At 35.7% G+C, this 22,629-nt stretch carries 19 protein-coding genes; 4 read left to right on the top strand and 15 right to left on the bottom strand.

Going from position 1 to position 22,629, the window contains the following annotated elements; all coding sequences use genetic code 11:
- Positions 1-216 precede the first annotated feature (216 nt).
- The 5 genes from EGH73_RS12230 to EGH73_RS12210 form a co-directional block, all read right to left on the bottom strand.
- The gene (locus tag EGH73_RS12230; protein WP_123282079.1) at positions 217-2,451 is read right to left on the bottom strand and encodes an outer membrane beta-barrel family protein; all 2,235 of its coding nucleotides are present in this window, start codon (positions 2,449-2,451) and stop codon (positions 217-219) included.
- A gap of 410 nt (positions 2,452-2,861) precedes the next feature.
- Positions 2,862-4,988, bottom strand: a complete 2,127-nt coding sequence (locus tag EGH73_RS12225; RefSeq protein WP_123282078.1) for a helix-turn-helix domain-containing protein — start codon at positions 4,986-4,988, stop codon at positions 2,862-2,864.
- A 149-nt stretch (positions 4,989-5,137) separates the two neighbouring features.
- The gene (gene ruvC / locus EGH73_RS12220) at positions 5,138-5,692 is read right to left on the bottom strand and encodes a crossover junction endodeoxyribonuclease RuvC (protein WP_123282077.1); all 555 of its coding nucleotides are present in this window, start codon (positions 5,690-5,692) and stop codon (positions 5,138-5,140) included.
- Positions 5,693-5,885: 193 nt separating this feature from the next.
- On the bottom strand, positions 5,886-6,944 hold the full coding sequence (hemH, locus tag EGH73_RS12215) for a ferrochelatase (protein WP_245985524.1): 1,059 nt from the start codon (positions 6,942-6,944) through the stop codon (positions 5,886-5,888).
- 193 nt (positions 6,945-7,137) lie between these two features.
- A complete protein-coding gene (locus EGH73_RS12210) occupies positions 7,138-8,016 on the bottom strand; it encodes a NifU family protein (protein ID WP_123282076.1) in 879 nt (292 codons plus the stop codon).
- Between the two features lie 293 nt (positions 8,017-8,309).
- Here EGH73_RS12210 and EGH73_RS12205 point away from each other — a divergent pair, with 293 nt between their 5' ends.
- Positions 8,310-8,828, top strand: coding sequence for a gamma carbonic anhydrase family protein (locus EGH73_RS12205; RefSeq protein ID WP_123282075.1), 519 nt, complete (start codon positions 8,310-8,312; stop codon positions 8,826-8,828).
- A gap of 38 nt (positions 8,829-8,866) precedes the next feature.
- On the top strand, positions 8,867-9,802 hold the full coding sequence (locus tag EGH73_RS12200) for a YihY/virulence factor BrkB family protein (protein WP_123282074.1): 936 nt from the start codon (positions 8,867-8,869) through the stop codon (positions 9,800-9,802).
- On the opposite strand, the gene EGH73_RS12195 is transcribed toward EGH73_RS12200, so the two are convergent.
- Positions 9,780-10,238 (bottom strand): hypothetical protein, encoded by a 459-nt coding sequence (locus EGH73_RS12195; RefSeq protein WP_123282073.1) that lies wholly within the window; start codon positions 10,236-10,238, stop codon positions 9,780-9,782. The genes EGH73_RS12200 and EGH73_RS12195 overlap by 23 nt on opposite strands.
- 175 nt (positions 10,239-10,413) lie before the next feature.
- Between EGH73_RS12195 and EGH73_RS12190 the strand changes: the two genes are divergently transcribed.
- Positions 10,414-11,475, top strand: coding sequence for a DUF4407 domain-containing protein (locus tag EGH73_RS12190; protein ID WP_245985522.1), 1,062 nt, complete (start codon positions 10,414-10,416; stop codon positions 11,473-11,475).
- Positions 11,476-11,507: 32 nt separating this feature from the next.
- Here EGH73_RS12190 and EGH73_RS12185 read toward each other — a convergent pair whose 3' ends face one another.
- The 9 genes from EGH73_RS12185 to EGH73_RS12140 form a co-directional block, all read right to left on the bottom strand.
- A complete protein-coding gene (locus EGH73_RS12185; protein ID WP_123282071.1) occupies positions 11,508-11,747 on the bottom strand; it encodes a hypothetical protein in 240 nt (79 codons plus the stop codon).
- A gap of 290 nt (positions 11,748-12,037) precedes the next feature.
- Positions 12,038-13,498: an IMP dehydrogenase gene (guaB, locus tag EGH73_RS12175; RefSeq protein ID WP_123282069.1), complete on the bottom strand. Its 1,461-nt coding sequence runs from the start codon at positions 13,496-13,498 to the stop codon at positions 12,038-12,040.
- A 177-nt stretch (positions 13,499-13,675) separates the two neighbouring features.
- Positions 13,676-15,283, bottom strand: a complete 1,608-nt coding sequence (locus tag EGH73_RS12170; RefSeq protein ID WP_123282082.1) for a BamA/TamA family outer membrane protein — start codon at positions 15,281-15,283, stop codon at positions 13,676-13,678.
- Between the two features lie 20 nt (positions 15,284-15,303).
- On the bottom strand, positions 15,304-15,660 hold the full coding sequence (locus EGH73_RS12165) for a GIY-YIG nuclease family protein (RefSeq protein ID WP_123282068.1): 357 nt from the start codon (positions 15,658-15,660) through the stop codon (positions 15,304-15,306).
- Between the two features lie 119 nt (positions 15,661-15,779).
- Positions 15,780-16,574, bottom strand: a complete 795-nt coding sequence (locus EGH73_RS12160; protein WP_123282067.1) for an SDR family NAD(P)-dependent oxidoreductase — start codon at positions 16,572-16,574, stop codon at positions 15,780-15,782.
- Between the two features lie 5 nt (positions 16,575-16,579).
- Entirely contained in the window at positions 16,580-17,233 is a 654-nt protein-coding gene (locus tag EGH73_RS12155) for a hypothetical protein (RefSeq protein ID WP_123282066.1), read from the bottom strand.
- A gap of 1 nt (position 17,234) precedes the next feature.
- Positions 17,235-18,455, bottom strand: coding sequence for a 3-phosphoshikimate 1-carboxyvinyltransferase (locus EGH73_RS12150; protein WP_123282081.1), 1,221 nt, complete (start codon positions 18,453-18,455; stop codon positions 17,235-17,237).
- Positions 18,456-18,542: 87 nt separating this feature from the next.
- On the bottom strand, positions 18,543-18,869 hold the full coding sequence (locus EGH73_RS12145; RefSeq protein WP_123282065.1) for a nucleotide pyrophosphohydrolase: 327 nt from the start codon (positions 18,867-18,869) through the stop codon (positions 18,543-18,545).
- Between the two features lie 2 nt (positions 18,870-18,871).
- Entirely contained in the window at positions 18,872-20,263 is a 1,392-nt protein-coding gene (locus EGH73_RS12140) for a hypothetical protein (protein WP_123282064.1), read from the bottom strand.
- Between the two features lie 191 nt (positions 20,264-20,454).
- On the opposite strand from EGH73_RS12140, the gene EGH73_RS12135 reads away from it, so the two are divergent.
- Positions 20,455-22,536: an alpha-ketoacid dehydrogenase subunit alpha/beta gene (locus EGH73_RS12135; protein WP_123282080.1), complete on the top strand. Its 2,082-nt coding sequence runs from the start codon at positions 20,455-20,457 to the stop codon at positions 22,534-22,536.
- Positions 22,537-22,629 lie beyond the last annotated feature (93 nt).

Genomic DNA, 22,629 nt, shown 5'->3' with positions numbered 1-22,629 from the left:
TTAGTTTTTCAGTGGCCTCGTTATTCTTCGGGATTTTTTTTGAAAATAGTGATTTGATATGAAAATATAATTGAGTAATATGATGTGGTTTTTTGATGCCTTTGTCTGCGCTGCTTATAACTCTACAGAATCTCTTTGTCACAATTTTTTTTACAATGTACAGAGTTTGAAAATTATAGAGAAGCTTCATTTGGTTTTGGTAAATTTTATTTTTCATTAAGTTCTTGAGCGGATGGCATCGTTAGCCGATTTCACTTCTCTTGCTTTTTTTAGTTTCTGATTTCCAAAGTTGTATGTGACATTGATGTTCAGTTCTCTACCGTATTTGAAACTTCTTACGGTGTTGTAACTTCCTTTGGCCTGAGCCGTTCTGATATCATCAATATTGGAGTTGAAAATATCATTGACCTCCACCAGAAATGTGAAATTCCCCATAATTTTCTTGATATTCATATCGAAACTTTGTTGCTTGTAAAGTTTTCCCATTTCCACTTCTCTTGTCGGCGTCAGCCAATAATTAACGCCCAGATACCAATCTTTTTTAGCAGATAATCGTATCATATTATTGGCTTGGAAGAATGTGTTCAGAGTTTTCACATCGATGATGAACGGTTCCAATGTTTCTGTGATTCCCGGAACAGGCTGAGAAGTAGGATCTTTCGTTACACCGCCTTTGAAAGTCGCATACTCAAAGTTAGCGGAGTAGTTGGTTGTCCAGATATCACCAAACCAGGCTTTGCTCATCCCAAGAGTCAATCCGATCTGTTTGTTATTGCCATAGTTGGTTCTGATGTATCTCAGGAAATCTGTTTTCACTTCCACTTTGTTTCCGTTGGCATCGATAACCTTTTCCGTCATTGTTCCCTGCAAGGGCAATTGTCCGTAAGCATTGTCTGCGTAATTGAAACTTACATTGGCATAAAAAGCATTCTTATACATATAGTTGATTTCCTGATTATAATTCTTGGAAGCCTGCATAAAAGGATTGTTCTGAATATAATTGGTCGGCGTGAAGTATGTTCTGGAAGGATTCAGTTGTCCAAATCCAGGTCTTCTAACTCGGCTGGAAAAGCTATAAGTCAAATTATTGTTGTCATTGATAGCATAATTCAATGTTGCATAAGGCAAAAGATTGTTGTAATTTCTTTCAAAACCAATGTCCGATTTTCCAACTACATCGCCTGTACTCAAAGTCGCTTCGAATCTGGTGCCTATTTTTCCTGAGAATTTGTCAGAGAATTTTTTATCGAAAGTCACATAAGTACCAATAATATTTTCCTTATAAATAAAATGATTCGAAAGTGTGTTATTGGTCACAAATTGCGTTCCATCAAAATCATTTTGTCTGGTGTCGCTATCTGTGTTGGTGTAGTTATAGCTGCTTCCGATAGCAAACGTGCTTTCATTTCTGAAATTTTTGATATAATCGATGTTTGCAGCATAATTGTTAATGATTTGAGGAACAGTTTGTTGGAATGCGCTGTGTCTTGCGCCAGCTTTTAGTGGAAAAGACTCACCCAAGCTCACTTTGTCTCTATTGAACCATAGATAAGAAACGTTGGAAATCAATTTACTCCCCAGCGTATCGGTTTTGATTTCATAATTCAAGTTGAAGTTATGATTTCTCGTTTGAGCATCTTCCCTGTTGATTGTTCTGTTGGACAACACGCCATTTTCAAAATTTGTCATATCCAACACAGATCCGAAGCTCTTATTATATCGCACATTGTAGCTGAAACCAAGATTTTGTTTTTTGTTAATTTCGTAATCGATGTTCATGCTTCCTCCGTAGTTTTTATTCGGGTCATCCATTGTTCCGAAAGAATTATTCTGAAAGGTGTCATTTCCGTTGGTCAACGTATATTTTTCTCTTTGTCTCCAGCTTCCCATATTGAAGTTGGAGCTGAACGACCATTTGTTTTGTCTTGCATTAAGCGCAATTCCGGACGAAGGGTTGTTATAAAACGTTTGGCTGTTATTCATTTTCAAAGTTCCATTGTAGCCATTCGTCTTACTTTTTTTCATCACAATGTTGATGACGCCTTCATTTGCTTCCACCTGAAACTCACTTCCAGGCACAGTTACGACTTCGATTCTTTGGATATTTTCGGATGGTGTATTTTTCAGCATTTCCGTAATGGCTTCCGCATCCATTAGTGTTTTTTTTCCATTGATGTAAAAAACTACGTTGGACTTTCCCATTATTTTGAAAGTTTTTCCGTCTGTGCTGGACAACATTGGCGTCTGCTGAAGCAGATTGAAAGAATTGGTTCCTTTTGCAATAGGAGAGGAAGCGACATCGTAAACGAAACGGTCGCTTTCTTTTTTGAACACTTGTTTTGTAAGAGTAACAGCTTCGATGTTTTTTGTGTTTGCAGAATCTGTTTTTGTTTCTTGGGCAAATATTAATCCTGAGAAAAATAATGATGCAATAAGTATTTGAGCCTTCATAATTTATTTTATTGGTGAGTAATTTGTTTTTACTAATATTTAACATTGCAAAGATATATATTAAAATTAGTATTATGCAATACAAAGTAGTGAATAAAATTATTTATCGTTGTTAATCGATTGATTTTCAGAGATAAAAATTTTGGTTGGTTTTATTATTTAGACAACTATTGATGATGAATCATTACATCATTGATCAACAGAAGACAAAAAAAACCTTCGCAAATGATGCAAAGGTTTGATTGTTAAAAGGTTTAGTATTTTGTAGAATTTTAGATATAATTTCATCCATTCATAATAATAACAGATATCTAACATCCATATCGATCATTATAAAAATATTCAATTTTTAAATCTTAATAATTTTTTACGAATGCCCGAAACATTAACCACATTTTTTTCATATTAAACTACTTCTGTAGATTCAAAAAATAATTCCAAATCAATCGAATCTCACCATAATCAAAATCCGAAGGCAAAACAGATTTCCAATCGTTGATGTTTTCTTTTGGTTCAGCTTTGAATTGTTTTTCAAACGCTTCAACTTTACTTTTTGGATAGATTCTCAAAAGGTCACTTCTGTCGAGTAGATTTTGCTCAGCATATTTTGAAAGATGCCCAAAAATCGTCGAATTCACCAAGCCTCTTTCCTTCGCAATCTCAGCAACCGTTTTCCCATTTTGAAACAACTGATAAGTCAAAACGTGTGTCGGAACTTTCTTGATGGCCATAGAAACTTCCACATCTTTTTCTTTATCAAATAATGGTGTTTCCAAAAGGTAAACCTCTTTCAAGTCTTTAAGATAATCTTCAATATCATCCAACCAAACACGGAAATCTTCATTAAAAGCTTTCAAGCCTTTTACACCTTTGGTTTCGGAATAGAAATCTTTGAGTGGCGAAAATATTTTCTCATTCACATTCGAGAAAAAGAAATTGACAGCGCCTTTGGCTTTGCTTTCAATTTCGGTCCATTCTTCCTCACCTTGCAGGAATTTATGGGTTTTCTGAACCAAGATTCTCTCAAACTTTTGGAAAATAGTAATGTAATTTTCGATATCAGCTTTCAAACAATGATAGAGATAATCTGCTTTTTCTTTATCAATGAATTTACTACTTCTGCTAATTACCATCCAGTTTTCCAAAGCAGACTTATACCAAACGCAGTCAATCCTTCTAATGACTTTCTGAATGCTATAATCATATTTTTCAGCATTCAGGATTTCATCAATTTTTGCATTGGCGTGCGTCTCGTCCTGAAACTTTGAGACTCTTTTATCAGAAAAAATAACTTCAGGCGTAATTTTGGATTTCAGGACAATTCCTTCCAAAGTTCGGCAACGTGAAAGTGCTACATAAACCTGACCAGAAGCGAAACTTTTTCCTGCATCAATAATCAATCTGTCGAATGTCAAACCTTGACTTTTATGAATCGTAACCGCCCAAGCCAAACGAATGGGAAACTGTTTGAAACTTCCCAAAACTTCCTCCTTGATATTTTTTTCATCATCCAAAGAATATTTTTTCTGCTCCCAAGTCTCGGCTTTCAAAGTGATTTCTTCCTCGCTTCCATCTAGAATTACAGAGATTTCATCTTCGTCGAGATAAGAGATTTGAGCTAATTTTCCGTTGTAATATTTTTTATCGGGAGAAGTATCATTTCGGATAAACATAATCTGCGCTCCGACTTTCAGTTCCAGAACTTCATCATTCGGATATTGCGTTTCCTTGAATTCGCCTACAACATCTGCTTTGTAAGTATGCGATTTTCCGCCAAGTTCTTTGATCTTTTTTTGATTAATGTCGTCCGCCATTTTGTTATGCGAACATAGATATACGTAGGCTTCATCTTTTGGGTCAAAGTCGGGTTGATATCGTTCGTTCAAAGCTGCAAAGTCTATATCTTCTGTAATTCCGTCTCTAATCGCATTTAAAATTTCGAGAAAATGTTCATCGGTTTGTCGATAAACTTTGGTCAGTTCCAATGTGATGAAGTTACTGCCTTCCAAAGCTTTGGCGTGAAAGAAAAACGGAGAAGAATAATACATTGATAAAATGTATTCGTCTCTCACAACCGGTGACAACTGATAAAGGTCGCCAATGAACAACATCTGAACACCTCCAAACTTTTGCTGATTTCTGCGAACGTGACGAAGAGAAAAATCCATCATATCCAGAACATCCGCACGCAACATTGAGGCCTCATCGATAATGATAATTTCGATTTCGCGTAGAAGTTTGAGTTTGTCTTTTCTGTACTTGAAATGGGGCATCAAATCGGCAATGTTGTTCGCCAGATTTTGGTCAATTCTTTCCGTAGTTGGAAGAAAAGTTCTGAGCGGCAAACCAAACATAGAATGGATGGTAACACCGCCCGCATTGATAGCGGCAATTCCCGTAGGCGCAACTACAATGTGTTTTTTCTTGGTTTTTTTTACAAAATCGTTGAGAAATGTAGTCTTTCCAGTTCCTGCTTTCCCTGTGAGAAAAATGCTTCGGTTGGTGTGTTCTACGATTTCAAAAAGAGAGTTATTCATCGATTCAAAGATAGAGAATCAGGAGAGAAGAATCAAGTGAGAAGAATCAAGAAAAAGGATTTAATAAAAAGGCTTCCCTTCGTCAAGCTCAGGATAAACTGCGCCTCAGCCTGACAAAAATCCATCAACAATCAACCGTCAGCCAACAACTATTTTATCCTATCAGGATTATGTTTCAAAAAACTATCCCAGCCAGAATAAGACTTATCTGTCGAAAGACTTCCGGAATTAAAGTGATGACAAACAGCCACAGCCAAACCATCAGATGCGTCAAGATATTTTGTAGGAAATTCTTTCAGCTTTAAAAGATTTTGAAGCATTCCAGCAACTTGTTCCTTGCTGGCATTTCCGTTACCAGTGATTGCCATTTTGATTTTCTTTGGAGAGTATTCTATAATGGGAATATTTCTGTGGAGACTTGCTGCCATTGCAACCCCTTGTGCTCGTCCAAGCTTCAGCATACTCTGAACATTTTTTCCGAAGAAAGGAGCTTCCAGAGCAGTTTCGTCGGGATGATATTCATCTATCAAAGCCAACGTTTTATCGAAGATTACTTTAAGTTTTGTTTCGTGATTCTCATATTTTTTCAGGATCAATTCGTGGATAGCTACCAACTCCATTGTATTTCCTTTGACAGAAATAATTCCAAAACCCATAATACTTGTTCCAGGATCAATGCCTAAAATAATTTTCTCCGCAATCATACTTGCAAAACTACGATAAGATTTTTATAAAAAAACACTAGCTTAAACTTGCTTATCGAGAAAGTTATTAAAATAAGAATTTAGTAAAACAGTCAAACAGTATTGATGCTTTTTTACGCGGGTTTACACTCTCCGGTAATTGCTAAAAAACAAAAATCACAATTTATTGGTAATATAAACCAATGTAAAACTATTAATGAAAGTAAAAATCATTCAGTTTTTCTTCACAAAGTGTTTTTACGACTTGTACCCAGCTTTCTTTTTCGTTCAGACAAGGGATATAATCGAATCTCTCGCCGCCGCCGTGAAGGAAAATTTCTTTCCCTTCCTCCGAAATCTCTTCCAACGTTTCAAGGCAGTCTGACACAAAAGCCGGACAAACAATTGCCAGTTTCTTGATTCCTTTTTTGCCAAGACTCTCCAACGTCGCATCCGTGTAAGGTTCCATCCATTTGTCTTTCCCCAATCTGGATTGAAACGTAACGAGAGCCTTCTCTTTAGGAATTTCCAATTTCTCACAAACCAACTCTGTCACTTTGTAGCATTGGTGCCTGTAACAGAATTTGTGCGAAGGATTATCTTCTTTTTGACAACAATTATTCATGTTACAAGTCTTTGTAGGGTCGGTTTTGTAAATATGACGCTCCGGAACACCGTGATATGAAAACTGTAACAAATCAAAATCCGCAGGTAGTTTCTCTTTGATACTTTCCGCCAGAGAATTGATGTAAATCTCGCGGTTATAAAACGGTTCTACGTAATTAATGTTAATGTCCGGAAAGAATTTTTTTCGGACTTCTTCCGCTTTGTCAATCACCGTTTCTGTAGTGCTCATCGCATATTGCGGATAGAGTGGAAACAAAGTAATATTGGTGATGCCTTGGTCAACCAACTCTTGGATTCCGTTTTTTATAGACGGTTCGCCATAACGCATTCCCAGACCAACCGGAACATCCACAACTTCCTGAAGTTTTTTCTGTAGATTTTTGGATATCACAATCAGTGGAGAGCCTTCGTCTGTCCAAACAGTTTTGTAAGCTTCTGCCGATTTCTTAGGTCTGGTTTTCAGAATAATTCCCTGAACCAATAATGCTCGGAAAATCCAACGATAATCGATGACTTTTTCATCCATCAGGAACTCGTCCAGATAGTTTTTAACATCATTTACATCGGTAGATTTCGGCGAACCTAAGTTGACAAGGAGAATTCCTTTTTTATTGTTAGTTGTGATTGGTTGGTTGTTGGTTTCCAATTTTGAAATAATTATAATTTATAAAGTCTTCGATTCCGATCCGGCTGACGTGTTTTACAACATTAATTTTAAAAATTGTCACATTCAGCGTTTTGATTACGCTAGGATTAAATTTTATCAAAGCGTTCATTTACTACTTGTTTTTATTGACGGGCAATCTATCAACCATCAAACAAAAACTATGAGCTAAATTTTATCCGTTGACTGCTTCCACATTCTCTACCAATTCTGGTACAAATTGTTTCAGAATGCTTTGGATCCCGTTTTTCAACGTTGCTGTGGAAGAAGGACAACCACTGCAAGCACCTTGTAAAAGCATTCTTGCGGTTTTATTCTCCTGATCATATTCTATTAAAGAGATTTTTCCGCCGTCGTTTTCTACTGCAGGGGCAACATATTCGTTCAAGATGTCGCTGATTTTCTGCTCATCGCTGGTATATTCTCTGTTGATGATTTTCAAAACAGGATTTTCGTGCGCGTGAGGCTGAACATTGGAAATGGTTTTTCCGGCCTGTAAAAATTCTGCGATGAAAGAACGAACCTGATTCATAATTTCGTGCCATTGAAACTGATCATCCTTGGTTACGGCAACAAAATTGTCGCTCACATAAACTTCCTTCACAAAATCGAAAGCATTGTATAATTCTTTTGCCAAAGGTACTTCGTCTGCTTCTTCTCTATTTTTAACTTCGATGAATCCGTCCATCAGCATTTTGCTGGAGATGAACTTCATCACGGCTGGATTTGGCGTCATTTCAGAATAAATCTGGTATGCTTCTTTTCTTTTCTGTAGGTAGATTCTCGGATTGGCGAGCAATTCATCTTCGATAATGTTTTTCAGACTTTCTGCTACGTGCTCCCACTCTACGGAATCTTGCTTCGCCACCGCTACGAAATTAGCTGTGATGAAAATCCTGTCCACAAAAGGATAATTAAATAGTTCCTGAGCCAATGGTATTTCCGAAACGTCAGAATCTCTGTCCAGTTCTAGTGAACCCGGAATCAGATTATAATCAGCGATGAATTTCATCACCTTTGGATTCTGAGTTGGTTCTATTATGATTTCTCGCATTTTAAATATATTGAGCAACAAAATTATCGTAATTTGGTGGAAGAAAAAAGCTAATAAATCATAAGGTGACGTTAAGTTTTGATTCTGAGCGTCTTTGCAGGTTTTTGATTTTTTCTATTGAGCTGATTTTCGCTAAATGAATGTCAAAATTAGATTGGGAAGACCAATCTGCGCCCCGGCCTGAACGGAGCTCTTTTTATTTTTTTGTAAAAAATAAAAAAGCGGGAGTGGAGGACGGATGGAGGCGCCCAAAAAATTAACAATTAATAGTTAACAATAAATCATTAAAAAAAATGGCAATTATTAGAGAACTTTTAGGCAAAACGCCTCAACTTGGAGAAAATACTTTTGTGGCAGAAACTGCTGTAATTATCGGCGATGTGACCATGGGGAAGGACTGTAGTATTTGGTACAATGCGGTTTTGAGAGGCGATGTTCATTTCATCAAAATGGGCGACAAAGTAAATGTTCAGGACAATGCTATGATACATTGCACTTATCAAAAAAGCCCAACTACGATTGGAAATAATGTATCTATTGGTCATAATGCAATTGTACACGGTTGTACAATAAAAGATAATGTTCTGATAGGGATGGGCGCAATTGTGATGGATGACTGCATTGTGGAAAGCAACTCTATTGTTGCAGCAGGAGCTGTAGTGACTGCCAATACACACATCAAAGAAGGTGAGATTTGGGCTGGCGTTCCTGCAAAAAAAGTGAAAGATGTGTCTCAAAATCTAATTACAGGCGAGATTGATAGAATCGCAAATAATTATGTTAAATACTCCAGCTGGTACAAAGAAGACTAAGTTGGTATAAAGATTGAATTTCCCAAGAAAAATAAGCAATGAAAAAACTTAATTCTTTTTGGGACGTTCTAAAACAGACCTTCAGTGAATGGATGTCTTCCTCCGCTGCCAAAGACAGTGCAAGTATGGCTTATAATGCCATATTTTCTTTGCCTGGTTTGATGATTATCGTGATTTGGATTGCAGGACATTTCTTTGGCGAAGAAGCTGTAAATGGCGAAATCCGCAGACAACTGCAGGGAATAATAGGTTACGATGGAGCGAAAAGCGTTCAGTATATTATCAAAAGCGCAATGGTTGATAAACAGAACTTCTGGATGAAAGCACTCGGTGTCGGAACTTTGATCTTTGGTGCAACCAGTTTATTTTTCCAGATGCAGAACTCGCTAAACAATCTTTGGGATGTAGAAGCCGCTCCAAAAAAAGCTTGGCAAAAGTTCATTCTTGACAGAGCAAATTCCCTGGGGATGATTCTAATTATTGCATTTCTCCTTCTCGTTAGTATGCTTCTGTCTTCTGCTATCGGACTTGCAAATACTTTAATTACCAAATATTTTGGTTTGGAAACTTATGTGATTATCCAGGCAAGTAATTTTATTTTAGGATTAGCCATCGTTACCATTCTATTTGCTTTTATGTTCAAGGTTTTACCCGATGTAGAAATCAAATGGAAATCCGTTTGGATTGGTGCAATTGTTACGGCTTTGCTTTTCAATCTTGGAAAAATGCTAATGAGTTTCTACTTCGATATTTCCAAGCCAACATCCATTTTTGGTGCGGCAGGAACTGTGATTCTATTGATGATGTGGATTAATTATTCTTGTCAACTCATATTTTTTGGCGCAGAGTTTACTAAAATTTATGCTTATAGAAGAGGACACACAATTATTCCTTCCAAACACGCCAAATGGAGCAAAGAAAAATTATACAGAGATTCTGAAGCGCAAAAGATTACTCCACAGAATCCGACTTAGAATATTTGAAAAAAGGATTTTCATTTTCACATTCGATTCTTTCGGGTGGCATTACCAACATACAATCTGAAATCAGGTTGTATTTTTTATTATACTCTGTTGATTTCTGATTATACAAATCAACTTTTTCTAAAAATTTGGCTTCGTCTATTTTAACTGAATAAGCAATATAAGAAGCTGGCCCACCACAAGCTTTCACACCTAATCCGACAGATTTCCAATCAGAAGAGTTGGTGCATTTTTCACTTTTTGCCATTGTCAGAATTTCGGATTTCAAATTCTCCATTTCCTGCGCTTCTTGTTCTGTTAGATTTCCTTTATCTGGATTATCTTTTGGTCTTTCTGGAAGAGGTTTTGGAAGATTATCTGGATTAATTGTGGATTTGCAAGAGAACGATATTATTGTAAGAGCAATTAAGAATAGTAGATTTTTCATAAAATATTTTTAATTCTCTTATCAAATATAATACCTGGAAATTTAATTTGATTAAAGATAAATTGGTACAGAATTAGTTATTAGGTAAAGCCTAATACTATTTGTAACAAATTAACTTTTTAAATGACAAATTATGATGATTTATAATTAAATGAAAAATACTAACACACATAAAATGAATTGGTTTCAGCATTTTCTAATGATTTGTTCCGGCGCGAATATTCATCTGCTGAAAAAATCTCCATCCGAATGGAACAAGTTTGCCGGAATCGGTGGAATTGTTTTATTCACTGCTATTTTTGCGACTTTGTCTGCAGGATATGCGATGTTCACGGTTTTCGATAACCTTTGGGCATCAGTAGGATTTGGCATTCTTTGGGGATTGATGATTTTTAATCTCGATAGATATATTGTTTCCTCAATCAAAAAAACTGGAACTTGGTGGAATCAAGTTTTAATGACAATTCCGCGTTTGATTTTAGCAACTTTTCTCGGAATCATTATCTCCAAACCTTTGGAATTGAAAATTTTCGAGAAAGAGGTTAACAAGCAACTGAATACCATTATTCAAAGAAATAAAAAACAGTTGCAGGCAGAAATGAACGGTAGAATTCTGCAACAATCCGGTTCTTTTGATTTGGAAAAGAAACAAATCCAAAATCAAATCAAGAATTACCAAATGGCTTATGATTCTGCTTCGGTTGAATTAGAGAAAGAAATTCTTGGTAAACAATCTGGTTTAACCAGCGGAAAAGTCGGTTATGGAACCAATGCCAAGAGAAAAGCCGAACTGAAAGAACAGAAACGCGCCGACCTCGAGAATTACCAAAAGCAACAACAAGAACGTTTGCAATATCTTGATAAAGAAATCTCAAAAGTCTATTCCAATCTTGAAACTGAAAGAAAATCTACAGAAGGAATCGAAGATAGATTCAATGGATTTGCAGCAAGATTACAGGCTTTGGATGAATTGGGGGAAAATTCTGCAATCATTGCTTTGGCAGCTAGTTTCATTATGGGATTGTTTGTTTGCCTGGAAATTTCTCCAGTTTTGATAAAACTAATTTCTTCGGTTGGACCGTATGATTATCTTTTGGAGAAAACTGAGAACGAGTATAGGCTTTATTCCAAAGAAAAAATCAGAAAAGGAAATTCGTTAACAGATTATAGAATTGATGATTTTGAAGATGACCTTAAAATCAAAAAAGAAAGAAAACAGAATCAAAATAACACATAAAAGAAAAGCTTCCAAATTTGGAAGCTTTTCTTCTATTTTAAATCGCCAACCAAAAAAGGATGTTCAGCATTGTCATTATAATCTCGTATGAAACCAATTTCTTTTGATTTGGAAATAGCAGATTTGGAAGCGCCAGAAAAACCGTCCCCAAAATCAATACTGAAATCGATATAACTCAATCTGTTTTTTGTAAACTGAATCTTATTATAAACAAGAATGATGTTCTTTTCCTTCAAGTTTTTTTGCAAGCTCAAAAGGTCTTGTTTGGTCATTTCTTTATTGAAAACAACGGCTATCACCTTTTTACTCGGAGCAAAAGATAATAAGCTTAAAGTAAAAACAGATAAAAATAAAAGGGGTAAAAGAGTAGTTTTTTTCATTGGTTTAATAACGCTGCAAAATTATAAAATTCTCATCAAACTTAACACCAAAGTTTTGATTTTTAATATATTTCTACTAAGTCTTATTTTTTTCAGAGAAAACAGCTTTGTCAAATATTCTAATAGAAACAAAAAATCCAAATTGATTTATTCAACTTGGATTCTTAATTCTAGAGTATTTTTTACAAAGAATAATTCGGAGCTTCTTGCGTAATAATCACATCGTGTGGATGCGATTCTTTCAACCCGCTTCCTGTAATCATTACTAATTTTGAATCTTTTTGTAATGCTTCAATATCTTTTGCGCCACAATAGCCCATTCCAGCTCTTAAACCGCCTGTCAGTTGGAAAATAACATCTTCCAGTTTTCCTTTGTGAGGAACTCTTCCTTCGATTCCTTCTGGGACAAATTTCTTAGCTTCACTTTGGAAATAACGCTCTTTTCCGCCTCGTTTCATAGCAGAAAGAGAACCCATCCCTTGATAAGATTTGAATTTCCTTCCTTGGAAAATGATTTCTTCTCCCGGAGCTTCATCAGTTCCAGCTAAAAGTGAACCTAACATTACAGCACCAGCGCCACTTGCAATCGCTTTTACAATATCACCAGACAATTTGATTCCACCATCAGCGATAACCGCTACATTTTTCTTTTTAGCAAATTCGTAAACGTTATAGATTGCGGAAAGCTGAGGAACTCCAACTCCGGCAACCACTCTTGTTGTACAAATAGAACCTGGCCCAACACCAACTTTCAAAACATTAGCGCCAGCTTTTATTAAATCTTTAGCTGCATCAGCTGTGACAATATTTCCGCCAACGATATCCAAATCTGGAAACGTTTTTCTGATTTCAGAAATTTTATCCAAAACACCTTTCGAATGTCCGTGAGCGGAATCGATGGCTACAATATCAACACCAGCTTTTACTAATGCTGTGATTCTTTCAATCGTATCCTCACCTACACCAACACCCGCTCCCACAATCAGTCTTCCGTTTTGGTCTTTGTTAGCATTTGGATATTCTAATTGATTATCAATGTCTTTAATCGTAATTAATCCAACTAACTTGTTTTTCTTGTCAACGATTGGAAGTTTTTCGATTCTGTTTTTTAGCAAAATTTCTTTTGCCTTTTCAAGATTCGTGTTTTTATCAGAAGTGATGAGGTTTTCTTTGGTCATTATTTCCTCAACTTTGATATCAAGATTTTCTTGATATTTCACATCACGATTGGTAATGATTCCGATGAGGTAATTGTTTTCATCAACTACAGGAAGTCCGGATATTTTATAATTGGCCATTAGTTCTTTAGCTTCAGCCAATGTATGGTCTTTGGACAATGTAACTGGGTCGGCAATCATTCCGTTTTCGGATCGTTTTACGCTGTTGACTTGTGCAGCCTGTTCTGCAATTGTCATATTTTTATGAATGAATCCAAGACCGCCGACTCTCGCCAATGCAATTGCTAAATCTGCTTCCGTAACTGTATCCATCGCAGCGGAAACTATAGGAACATTGAGCGAAATTTTGTCTGTAAGTCTTGATTTTAGGGAAACCTGATTAGGTAAAACTTCTGAATAAGAAGGAACTAGAAGCACGTCATCGAAAGTGATGGCTGTCTCTACAATTTTGTTATGAATAGACATCTTTACTTTCTTTGCAAAATTAAGTTATTTTTATCGAATTTGAAAATATCGTAATTTATTTGATAAATAATTAATATTCAGAGAAATGATGACGAATTAAATAATTGATAAGTGATGGTCGATAAATGATTTTAAATTCTTCTTAGTATCAACTATCATTTTATAGCTTATCAATTATTAAAACTTACTGAGGATTCCCCAATGGATTTTTATTTCGTTGAATTTAAAAGGATTACCAAATTCGTTTCCGTTGGAGATTTGAAAACTCATCAAACCGACAGGAAGAAAAAAGTTGAACCCTAAACCTACGCTGTATAATTTTGGTGTGATTCCCAGAGCTTTGTTAGACATTTGACCGTATTGCGCAAACAAATCGAAAAAGGCTTGGTCATTGACGAGATAACGATATTCTGCGCCGGCAAATGCATAAAAATCGCTTATGAGACTCTGTTCATTGAAACCTCGCATCGAGTTCCAGCCTCCAAACCGAAAAAGTTCGTTTGTCGATAATTCGTTCTTGGAACTGAGTAAAGCAGATTCTCCTTTGATGTTGAGGAAGTGATTTCCGGACAAATTGAAGTTGTGTTCGGCAAAAAGGAAATATCGGATTTGGTCAAATTTCTCCTGCGTATCGTCATAGGTTGTTTTAAGGAAATCGGCTTCCAGACGAATATTACTTTTGTTAATAAACAACGGAATGTCAATCCCTTCCTGATATTGATAATAAACACCAATTCCCTTTTTGCTGTAATCGCGACCACTCGTGTAAAGCGAATCCAGAATTGCAGAAGATTCGAAAGTTCCTTTGATACCCAGTTTTTGCTTCGGCGAAAGATGATAATAAATGGCAGGTAAAAATTTGACATTCGCAAAAGTAGAATCTTGGCGAAAAATATTGACATTCACATTCAAACCAATATTGCTCCCAAAAGTGTACGGAATATCGGTTTGCATATCAAAAGTCTGACCTTTGTCGGGATTTCTCTGCCAATAAACGCCGATGCTTTCGAAACTGTTGAACATATTTTTGAGAACAACATTCAAGGTTCCATTGACGGTGAATTTTTCGGAATCGTTGTTTCCGAAGCCAATCATTCCGTCAAAAGTGTTGGTTTTTCGTTTTTGAGTAAAGAGAAAAACCTGCGTAGAATCTTTGGTAAACAATGTCTGAGGTGGTTTTTCCAACGATACAAACTGATGATTTTGCAAAGACTGATTCATAGAAACCAAGTTCTTATCATCATAGTTTTTTCCGAGATATTGTTTGTTGAGGTTTTTAACGAATTGTTTCGGTAAACGTGTGTAACCTTTGAAAACGATACCATCGATTTTTCTCTGAGAAGTGGTGACAACAGAGATTTTAACCGAAGGAATCCCGTTTTCCATTTTCTGGAATTTGGTTTTCACACGATTGAATGCGAAACCTTTATCCCGATATTTTTGATTGATGTTTTTCTTGAGGGAGTCTAAGTTTTTGGTGTAAATCTCACTCTTCTGAAACTTCAAATCATTAACCAAAGAATCCGAAAACTGAACTTTGGCCTGGTTGAAATTTGGCCCTTTGTCATAATAGATTTCTGTTCTGTTTTCTATTTTTTTGACGTCCTTCAGTTCTGTGAAGAAGTAAGAATTTTCTGCTAAGGAATCTAAAAATTTAACTGCTTTCGCCGAATCAGAAACGATTTTTTTGGCGTTGGTTTCTTTATCGATGAGCCAATATTCTTTTTTCTGCGCCGTTGAAAAAGCAGAAATGAAAATAACAATTATGTAAAAAAAACGAGTCAATAGAAATTTTCCAGTCTTATTCAAGTTGAAGTGTTAACATTGTCAGGCTGAGCGGAGTCGAAGCCTTTACTAATATTTTCGGAATTGGTTTCGTTCTTACAAATAGAAAGTTCTTTCAATTTCTCCCAATTGTCATTAATGATGGCTTCTTTTTTCTTTCTACTCCAACCTTTTACTTGTTTCTCAAAAGAAATTGCGTGTTCAATTTCATTAAATTCATAATAAAAAACCAATTGAACTGGTCTTCTATTATGAGTATAACTTTCGGGATAATGTCCTGATTGATGTTTAATAAAACGAGATTCCAAATCGCTTGTAACTCCTGTGTAATAAGAGTTATCCGAACATTTTAATATGTAAACATAATATCGATTCATTGTGAAAGCGCTTCGACTCCGCTCAGCGTGACAAATCTAATACTAAATGTTCATTTTAAGAGATGTCAGTCTGAGCGGAGTCGAAGACTTTATACTTTATTTGCATTTAAAACAGAAAATCAATCCATTTTATTATACTTCTTCATCAGATTTTCGTAAGTATTCTGAGGAAGAATCCATTTAAGAGGAACGCCAATTTTCTGCCCAAATTTCCCGAAATAATAATGTGCTTTCCATTTTGACTTCCCTAAAAGCTGATCAATATAAACTGCCACATCCAAAGGTTCTGTTCCGTCGCCAACGTGAGAATTCATCAAAGCATAAACTTTATCAAAGACATTTTTATACGCTTCGGAAACTTTTGTTTTTACACGATTTTCAGCAATATTGGTTTTGATATCGCCCAAATGAAGCGAACAAACGTGGATATTCCAAGGATAAACTTCGTAGCGCATTGCTTCAGTTACTTTGTCCAAAGCCGATTTAGAAGCGGAATAAAATCCTCGGAATGGTAATCCCATTTCTGATCCGATGCTGGAAATATTAATGATTTTCCCGGATTTCTGCTCACGCATTTTTGGAAGCACAGCCGTCATCATCTGAACTGAGCCAATCAAATTAAGATTAAATAATTTCGAAATATCGTCTTTCGTAGAATCCTCAACTGCACCCACCATTCCCATTCCAGCGTTATTTATCAGAACATCAATTCTGGTTTCCGTTTTCAGGATTTCAGAAATAGAATTGTCGATTTGGTCTTTTTCGGTAATATCTGTTGGAATCGAAACGAAATAATCAGAGCTGACATTCTTTCTGCTGAGTCCGTAAACTTTATTCCCTTTCTTTCCGAAATATTCTGCCAAGGCCAATCCTATTCCGGCTGAAGCGCCTGTGATGATGATTGTTTTACTCAAAATTTTTAATTATTAATTATTTCACATAATCCTTCCAAAAATCCATAACCATCTGCTTTAACAATTTTAATGGCTTTTTCATTTTTATCAAAAACTATATTTCTCACGTGTATTTTAGGTGTTTTTCCTGTATATGCACCTTCTTTCAGATTTGAAAAAGCCAGCATATTTCCTTTAAAATTAATTTGTGCGATTTGAGTTGGTTTTCCAAATTTATTAATAATCTCATTTTTAGATATTCCTATCAAACTGTCTGCATCAACTTTTTCCGAATCTATAACCTGAAAAACTTCTATTACATTATTATTTTCATCAAATTCAAAAGTTAAAAAACTATAGTTTTTATTGATTATATTATAGCTGCTTAAATCAACACCTCCCGAACAATTTATATAAATGCTGTCATTTTTATCTCTGTAAAGAAATTTTGAGTAAGGATTGATACTTTCTGTTACAAGTGGTTTTCCTAATTTATCAATGATTTGTTTTTTAGTTTGACCTAACAAGCTATTGTTGAATAATTTTTCTTCGTATTTATCTGAATAAACAGTATTATATTCTAAGTCCGGTGTTTCTATTCCTTCAACAAATTTTATGAATTTGTAACCCAAAAAAATAAGAATGGTTAAAATCAATGTTATTATTACGTTTTTCTTCATTCTAAATATTATTTGTCACATCAAAAAAATCCTCCCAAAACTCTGGATAAGATTTTTCTACAACATCTTCGTTTTCGATATTCAATTCCTTAATTAGAGCAAATGGTGCAAAAGCCATTGCCATTCGGTGGTCGTTGTAAGTTGCGATAGAAATATTGTCGCTCGGTTCTATGAATTCTGAAGATTCTATTTTCTCAACCGTGATATGTGTTTTTCCTCCAATTTTAAATAATTCATTTTGAAGCGCAACCAATCGGTCGGTTTCCTTTACTTTCAAAGTATGAAGTCCGGTAATCACAAACGGAATTTTCAAAGCCGTTGCCGTTACACAAAGCGTTTGTGCAATATCAGGACAATCGTTCATATGTAGAGAAATTAAGTCAGGATATTCGAAAGCTGGTTCTGGCAAAAGCGTAATCGAATTTTCTGCATAATCAGAAACGGTGTTGATTCCGAAATATTTCCAATAGATTTCTTTAATCACGCTATCTCCTTGAAGTGAAAGTGTGTGATAGCTTTTCAATGTGATTGATTTTCTTCCAATCGCTGCCAGGGAATAAAAATAAGAAGCTGAAGACCAATCGCTTTCCACTTCATAGTGTTCGATTCTAGCATTTTCAGGATGCGGTAGAATTTCAATTGTATTTTCTGCGAAATGAGACTTGATTCCGATTTCGTTTAGGATTTTCAAAGTCATTTCGAGGTAAGGACGAGACGTGATTTCTCCATCTAATTCTAGTGTCAATCCATTTTCTAATTTTCCTCCTATTAATATCAAAGAAGTCAAAAACTGACTCGAAACATTCGCAGAGATTTTAACCGAATCTTTTTCAATCTTTTTACCGATGATTTGTAATGGTGGATATCCTTCTTTTTCAAGATAAGTGATATCAGCACCAAGCGACTGAAGCGCATCTACCAAAGGTTTAATAGGTCGATTTTTCATTCTGTCAGAACCTGTCAAAATGGTTTTTCTGCCTTCAAAAATGGAATAATAAGAAGTCAAAAATCGCATTGCAGTTCCAGCGTGGTGAATGTCAATAGTTTCGGAATCAGATTCCAAAGCTTTTTTGAGTAAAGTTGTGTCCTGAGAATTGGAAAGATTGAGCATATCAATATTCCCAAATAATTTCCCTAAAATCAAAAGACGGTTCGAAATACTTTTCGAACCGGTAATTTGAATATTTTTTCCGTCTATTAATTCTGATTTTTTTAGCAGCATATTTTTATTTGTTGGAAGTTGGAAGCGGGATGATGGAAGTTTTATTCTTGCGTGTAAAACATCCATCTTCCATCATCTGACTTCCCTCTATTTTAATTTTACGTTATTCTGATGTCGATCTTTGTCACGCTCTGTTTTAACTTTCATTTTTTTATCGAATGCGGATTGCAAATCTGTTCCGGTTTGATTCGCTAAACAAAGCGTTACAAATAGAATATCGGCTAATTCTTCTCCCAAATCTTTGGATTTATCAGACTCTTTTTCAGATTGCTCACCATATCTTCTGGCAATGATTCTGGCCACTTCGCCCACTTCTTCCGTTAGGATTGCCATATTCGTCAACTCATTGAAATAGCGGACACCAATGGTTTTTATCCATTCATCAACTTGGTTTTGGAGATTTGTGATTTCCATTATTAAAATTGATAAGCGCCAATGGTTGGAGAATTGCCTCTGGATTTACCAACAATATCGGTTGTGATTACGATATCACTAGCTTTTCCTTTTCCAATTGCTGGAGAACCTTCTTTCACTCTTAAGTTCATTTTCTGAGTAAAATAATTCTGGAATTTAGGGTCTTCGTTTTTGATAATATCAGAGCCAATTGGATTGAATGCCGAATTAGAACTTAGTTTCAATAATGTATTATCAAAACGAGCATTAATTGCTGTCCCTGCTTGATTATTAATCAAAGAAACCAAATCTAAAGTGTCTCCATAAATAATGGAATTCTTTACATTTAAACTTACAAGTCCAGATTCTAAAATACCTTCTTCATTTTCCCAAGTGTTGCTCGCAAAAATTCCTACAGCAGACATAGAAGAATTAAGGTTCCAATAATTGGCTAATGTAGAATAATTGATATTATAAGTTCCACTTCCTGCAATCGCAAGGTCTGCTTTACCGCAGTTGTTCATCACAACATTATTCATTGTAAGATTGGAATGGATCCCATAGATTCCTACATTTTGAAATGTATGGATAATTGTATTGTTGATTTCAGCTATATTTTTTTTCAATTGAAGTCCAACATTTCCACCAAAAACTCGAGCGTAATTCATATTAAGAAGAGAACCTTCTTCCATTTTGATTCCGTTCCAGTTGGCCGGAAGAGTGTCATATTTCGTATCACTCCTATCGCCTCGGAAAATCACTTCATCGCCAAGGGCTCCTTTTACATCAAGAATGGAATTTTTCTCAAAATTCATTCCGCTGTTTTTTCGGAAATAGACTTTGGTTCCTTTTTCCATTGTCAAAGTTTTACCTTCAGCAACTTTTAGGTTACCAAAAATCACTTTCACTTTATCTTTAGTCCAAGTGGTGTTTTCGGAAATAATATTAGGATTAGTATCGGTTTTAATGAAATATTCTGCATCCTGAACCACAGAAAGAAGAGTAACTTTTTGTTCTCCTGCTGGTGTGTTGAAAACCACTTTGTCTTCAGCAATCGCTTCCGGAGCATTAGCAACAGGGGCAATTTCTACAAAAACATAAAGACTGTCTTTTTTTCTCAAAGCTACATTTTCGAAACTTGTTCCGCTTTTCCCATCTACATTGATTCTGTAAAGAGAACCACTTCCGCCTTCTAAAGCAATTCTTGGAATCAGTACATCTTTATTTTCATTATTATAAACCTTTACAGCATAAGTTTCTGAACGCATTTGGTTGTAAACGGTGTCACAAAAAACCGTGTCGGTAGAAAATCTCAAAAGTTGAGTTGGCGATTCAAAAGAAATATCATCACGATTACAGCCAGCTAGAAGCAAAAGTGACCAAAATGCGATGCCAAGGAATATTTTTAGTTTCATTTATCTTGTTTAATTTTCAAAACTACAAAATTTAAATTTTTATTTTGTAAAAGCTTAAATTTTCTTAGATATTTTTAATAATGACAAAAACTAACTAACATTTGTTAGTTTAATAAAAAAGTGTATTTTTGAATAAATCACATTCAATTATCCAAACCGAGAATAATGGACTGAATGTCAAATGTTTAAATATGCAAATCACTGAAAAACATTTTTTAAACAAAGAAACTAGCCTGACTGATTTACTCAAATCAGCTTATCGTCTGATGTTTACGGCCAAAACAATGAGCGATTTGTTTGAACAGGAGAAAAAGATCACTTCAAAATACGTGCACGCTACTTCCCGTGGACATGAGGCGATTCAATTGGCTTTGGGAATGCAATTGTTACCACAGGATTTTGTGAGTCCTTATTACAGAGACGATTCAATTTTGTTGGGCGTTGGATTGACGCCTTACGAGTTGATGCTTCAGCTTTTAGCAAAAAAAGATGATCCATTCTCTGGCGGTAGAACTTATTATGCACATCCAAGTTTGCGAAGAGATGATTTTCCGAAGATGATTCACCAAAGTTCTGGAACAGGAATGCAAGCCATCCCAACAACTGGAATTGCAATGGGAATGAAATACAAGGAAGAAACCGGAATCGCGGAAAATCTTGAACAAAAACCTATCGCAGTTTGTTCACTTGGCGACGCAAGCTGTACAGAAGGCGAAGTTTCTGAAGCTTTCCAAATGGCTGCTCTTAAACAATTGCCGATTCTCTATTTGGTTCAGGATAATGAATGGGATATCTCTGCCAGCGCAAAAGAAATCCGAGCGCAAGACATCACAAAATATATGCAAGGTTTCAACGGAATAGAAACCAGAACAATTGACGGAACTGATTTTATAAAATCATACGAAACCGTAAAAGAATGCATCAGAATCATCCGTGAAGAAAGACGACCAATGTTGATTCACGCAAAAGTTCCTTTATTAAATCATCACACTTCTGGTGTTAGAAAAGAATGGTATCGAGATGATTTGGAAGAATGTGCGAAGAATGATCCTTTAATAAAACTTAGAAATAAACTTTCAGAATTCAGTATAGAAGATTCAGAAGTTGAATTAATTGAACAAGAAGTTCAGAATCTGGTACGAACAGATTTTGAAAATGCAATTCTTGCCGAAGACCCAAAACCTGCAGATACTTATAAACACGATTTTGCACCAACGCCAATTACTGAAGAAAAAGGAGAGCGTTCTCCAAGTGGAAAAATTCCGACTGTAATGGTAGATTGTGCATTATTCGCGATTAGAGAATTGATGCAGAAACATCCGGAAGCTTTAATATATGGACAAGATGTTGGATTGAGATTAGGCGGCGTTTTCCGTGAAGCGATTACGTTGGCAGAACAATTCGGGGAAAAACGAGTTTTCAACACACCAATTCAGGAAGCTTTTATTGTAGGTTCAACCGTCGGAATGAGCGCCGTTGGTTTGAAACCAATTGTCGAAGTTCAATTCGCAGATTACATTTGGCCAGGTTTGAATCAATTATTTACCGAAGTTTCTAGAAGTTATTATTTGTCTAATGGAAAATGGCCGGTTTCGATGATTCTGCGTGTTCCGATTGGCGCTTATGGAAGTGGCGGACCTTATCATTCGAGTTCTGTGGAAAGTGTTTTGTGTAATATCAAAGGCATCAAAATCGCTTATCCTTCAACAGGCGCGGATTTGAAAGGTTTGATGAAAGCGGCTTTCTACGATCCAAATCCAGTTGTGATGCTGGAACACAAAGGTCTTTACTGGTCAAAAATTGAAGGAACCGAAAATGCAAAAACAATAGAACCAGACGAAGATTACATTATTCCGTTTGGAAAAGCAAGAGAAGTTTTACATTGTGATAATCAAAAAGGTAAACCAACTTTAACAATTATTACTTACGGAATGGGCGTTTATTGGGCTTCGAATGCAGCAAAGCAATTTGATAATCAAATCGAAATCATTGATCTAAGAACACTCGCACCTTTGGATGAAAACCGGGTTTTCGAAAGTGTGAAGAAACACAACCGTTGTATCGTTTTGACAGAAGAACCTGTCAATAACAGTTTTGCGCAAAGTCTGGCAGCAAGAATCAGTGAAAATTGTTTCAGACATTTGGACGCTCCGGTAAAAGTTGTTGGCGCAAAAGATTTGCCGGCAATTCCTATCAATTCTATATTAGAAAAAGAAGTGCTGCCAAACACGGAAAAATTAATTACAGAAATAGAACAATTGTTGAAATATTAATTAAACCACAAAAGTCACAAAAGGAGGCGTAGAAATCAAGGATGCAAAAGATCAAAAAAGATAACTTTTAAGCCATTTTCTCTTTTTTGGACT

Source organism: Epilithonimonas hominis, from assembly GCF_003730015.1.
Classification (GTDB): domain Bacteria; phylum Bacteroidota; class Bacteroidia; order Flavobacteriales; family Weeksellaceae; genus Epilithonimonas; species Epilithonimonas hominis.
This window is presented reverse-complemented; position numbering and strand designations above follow the sequence as displayed.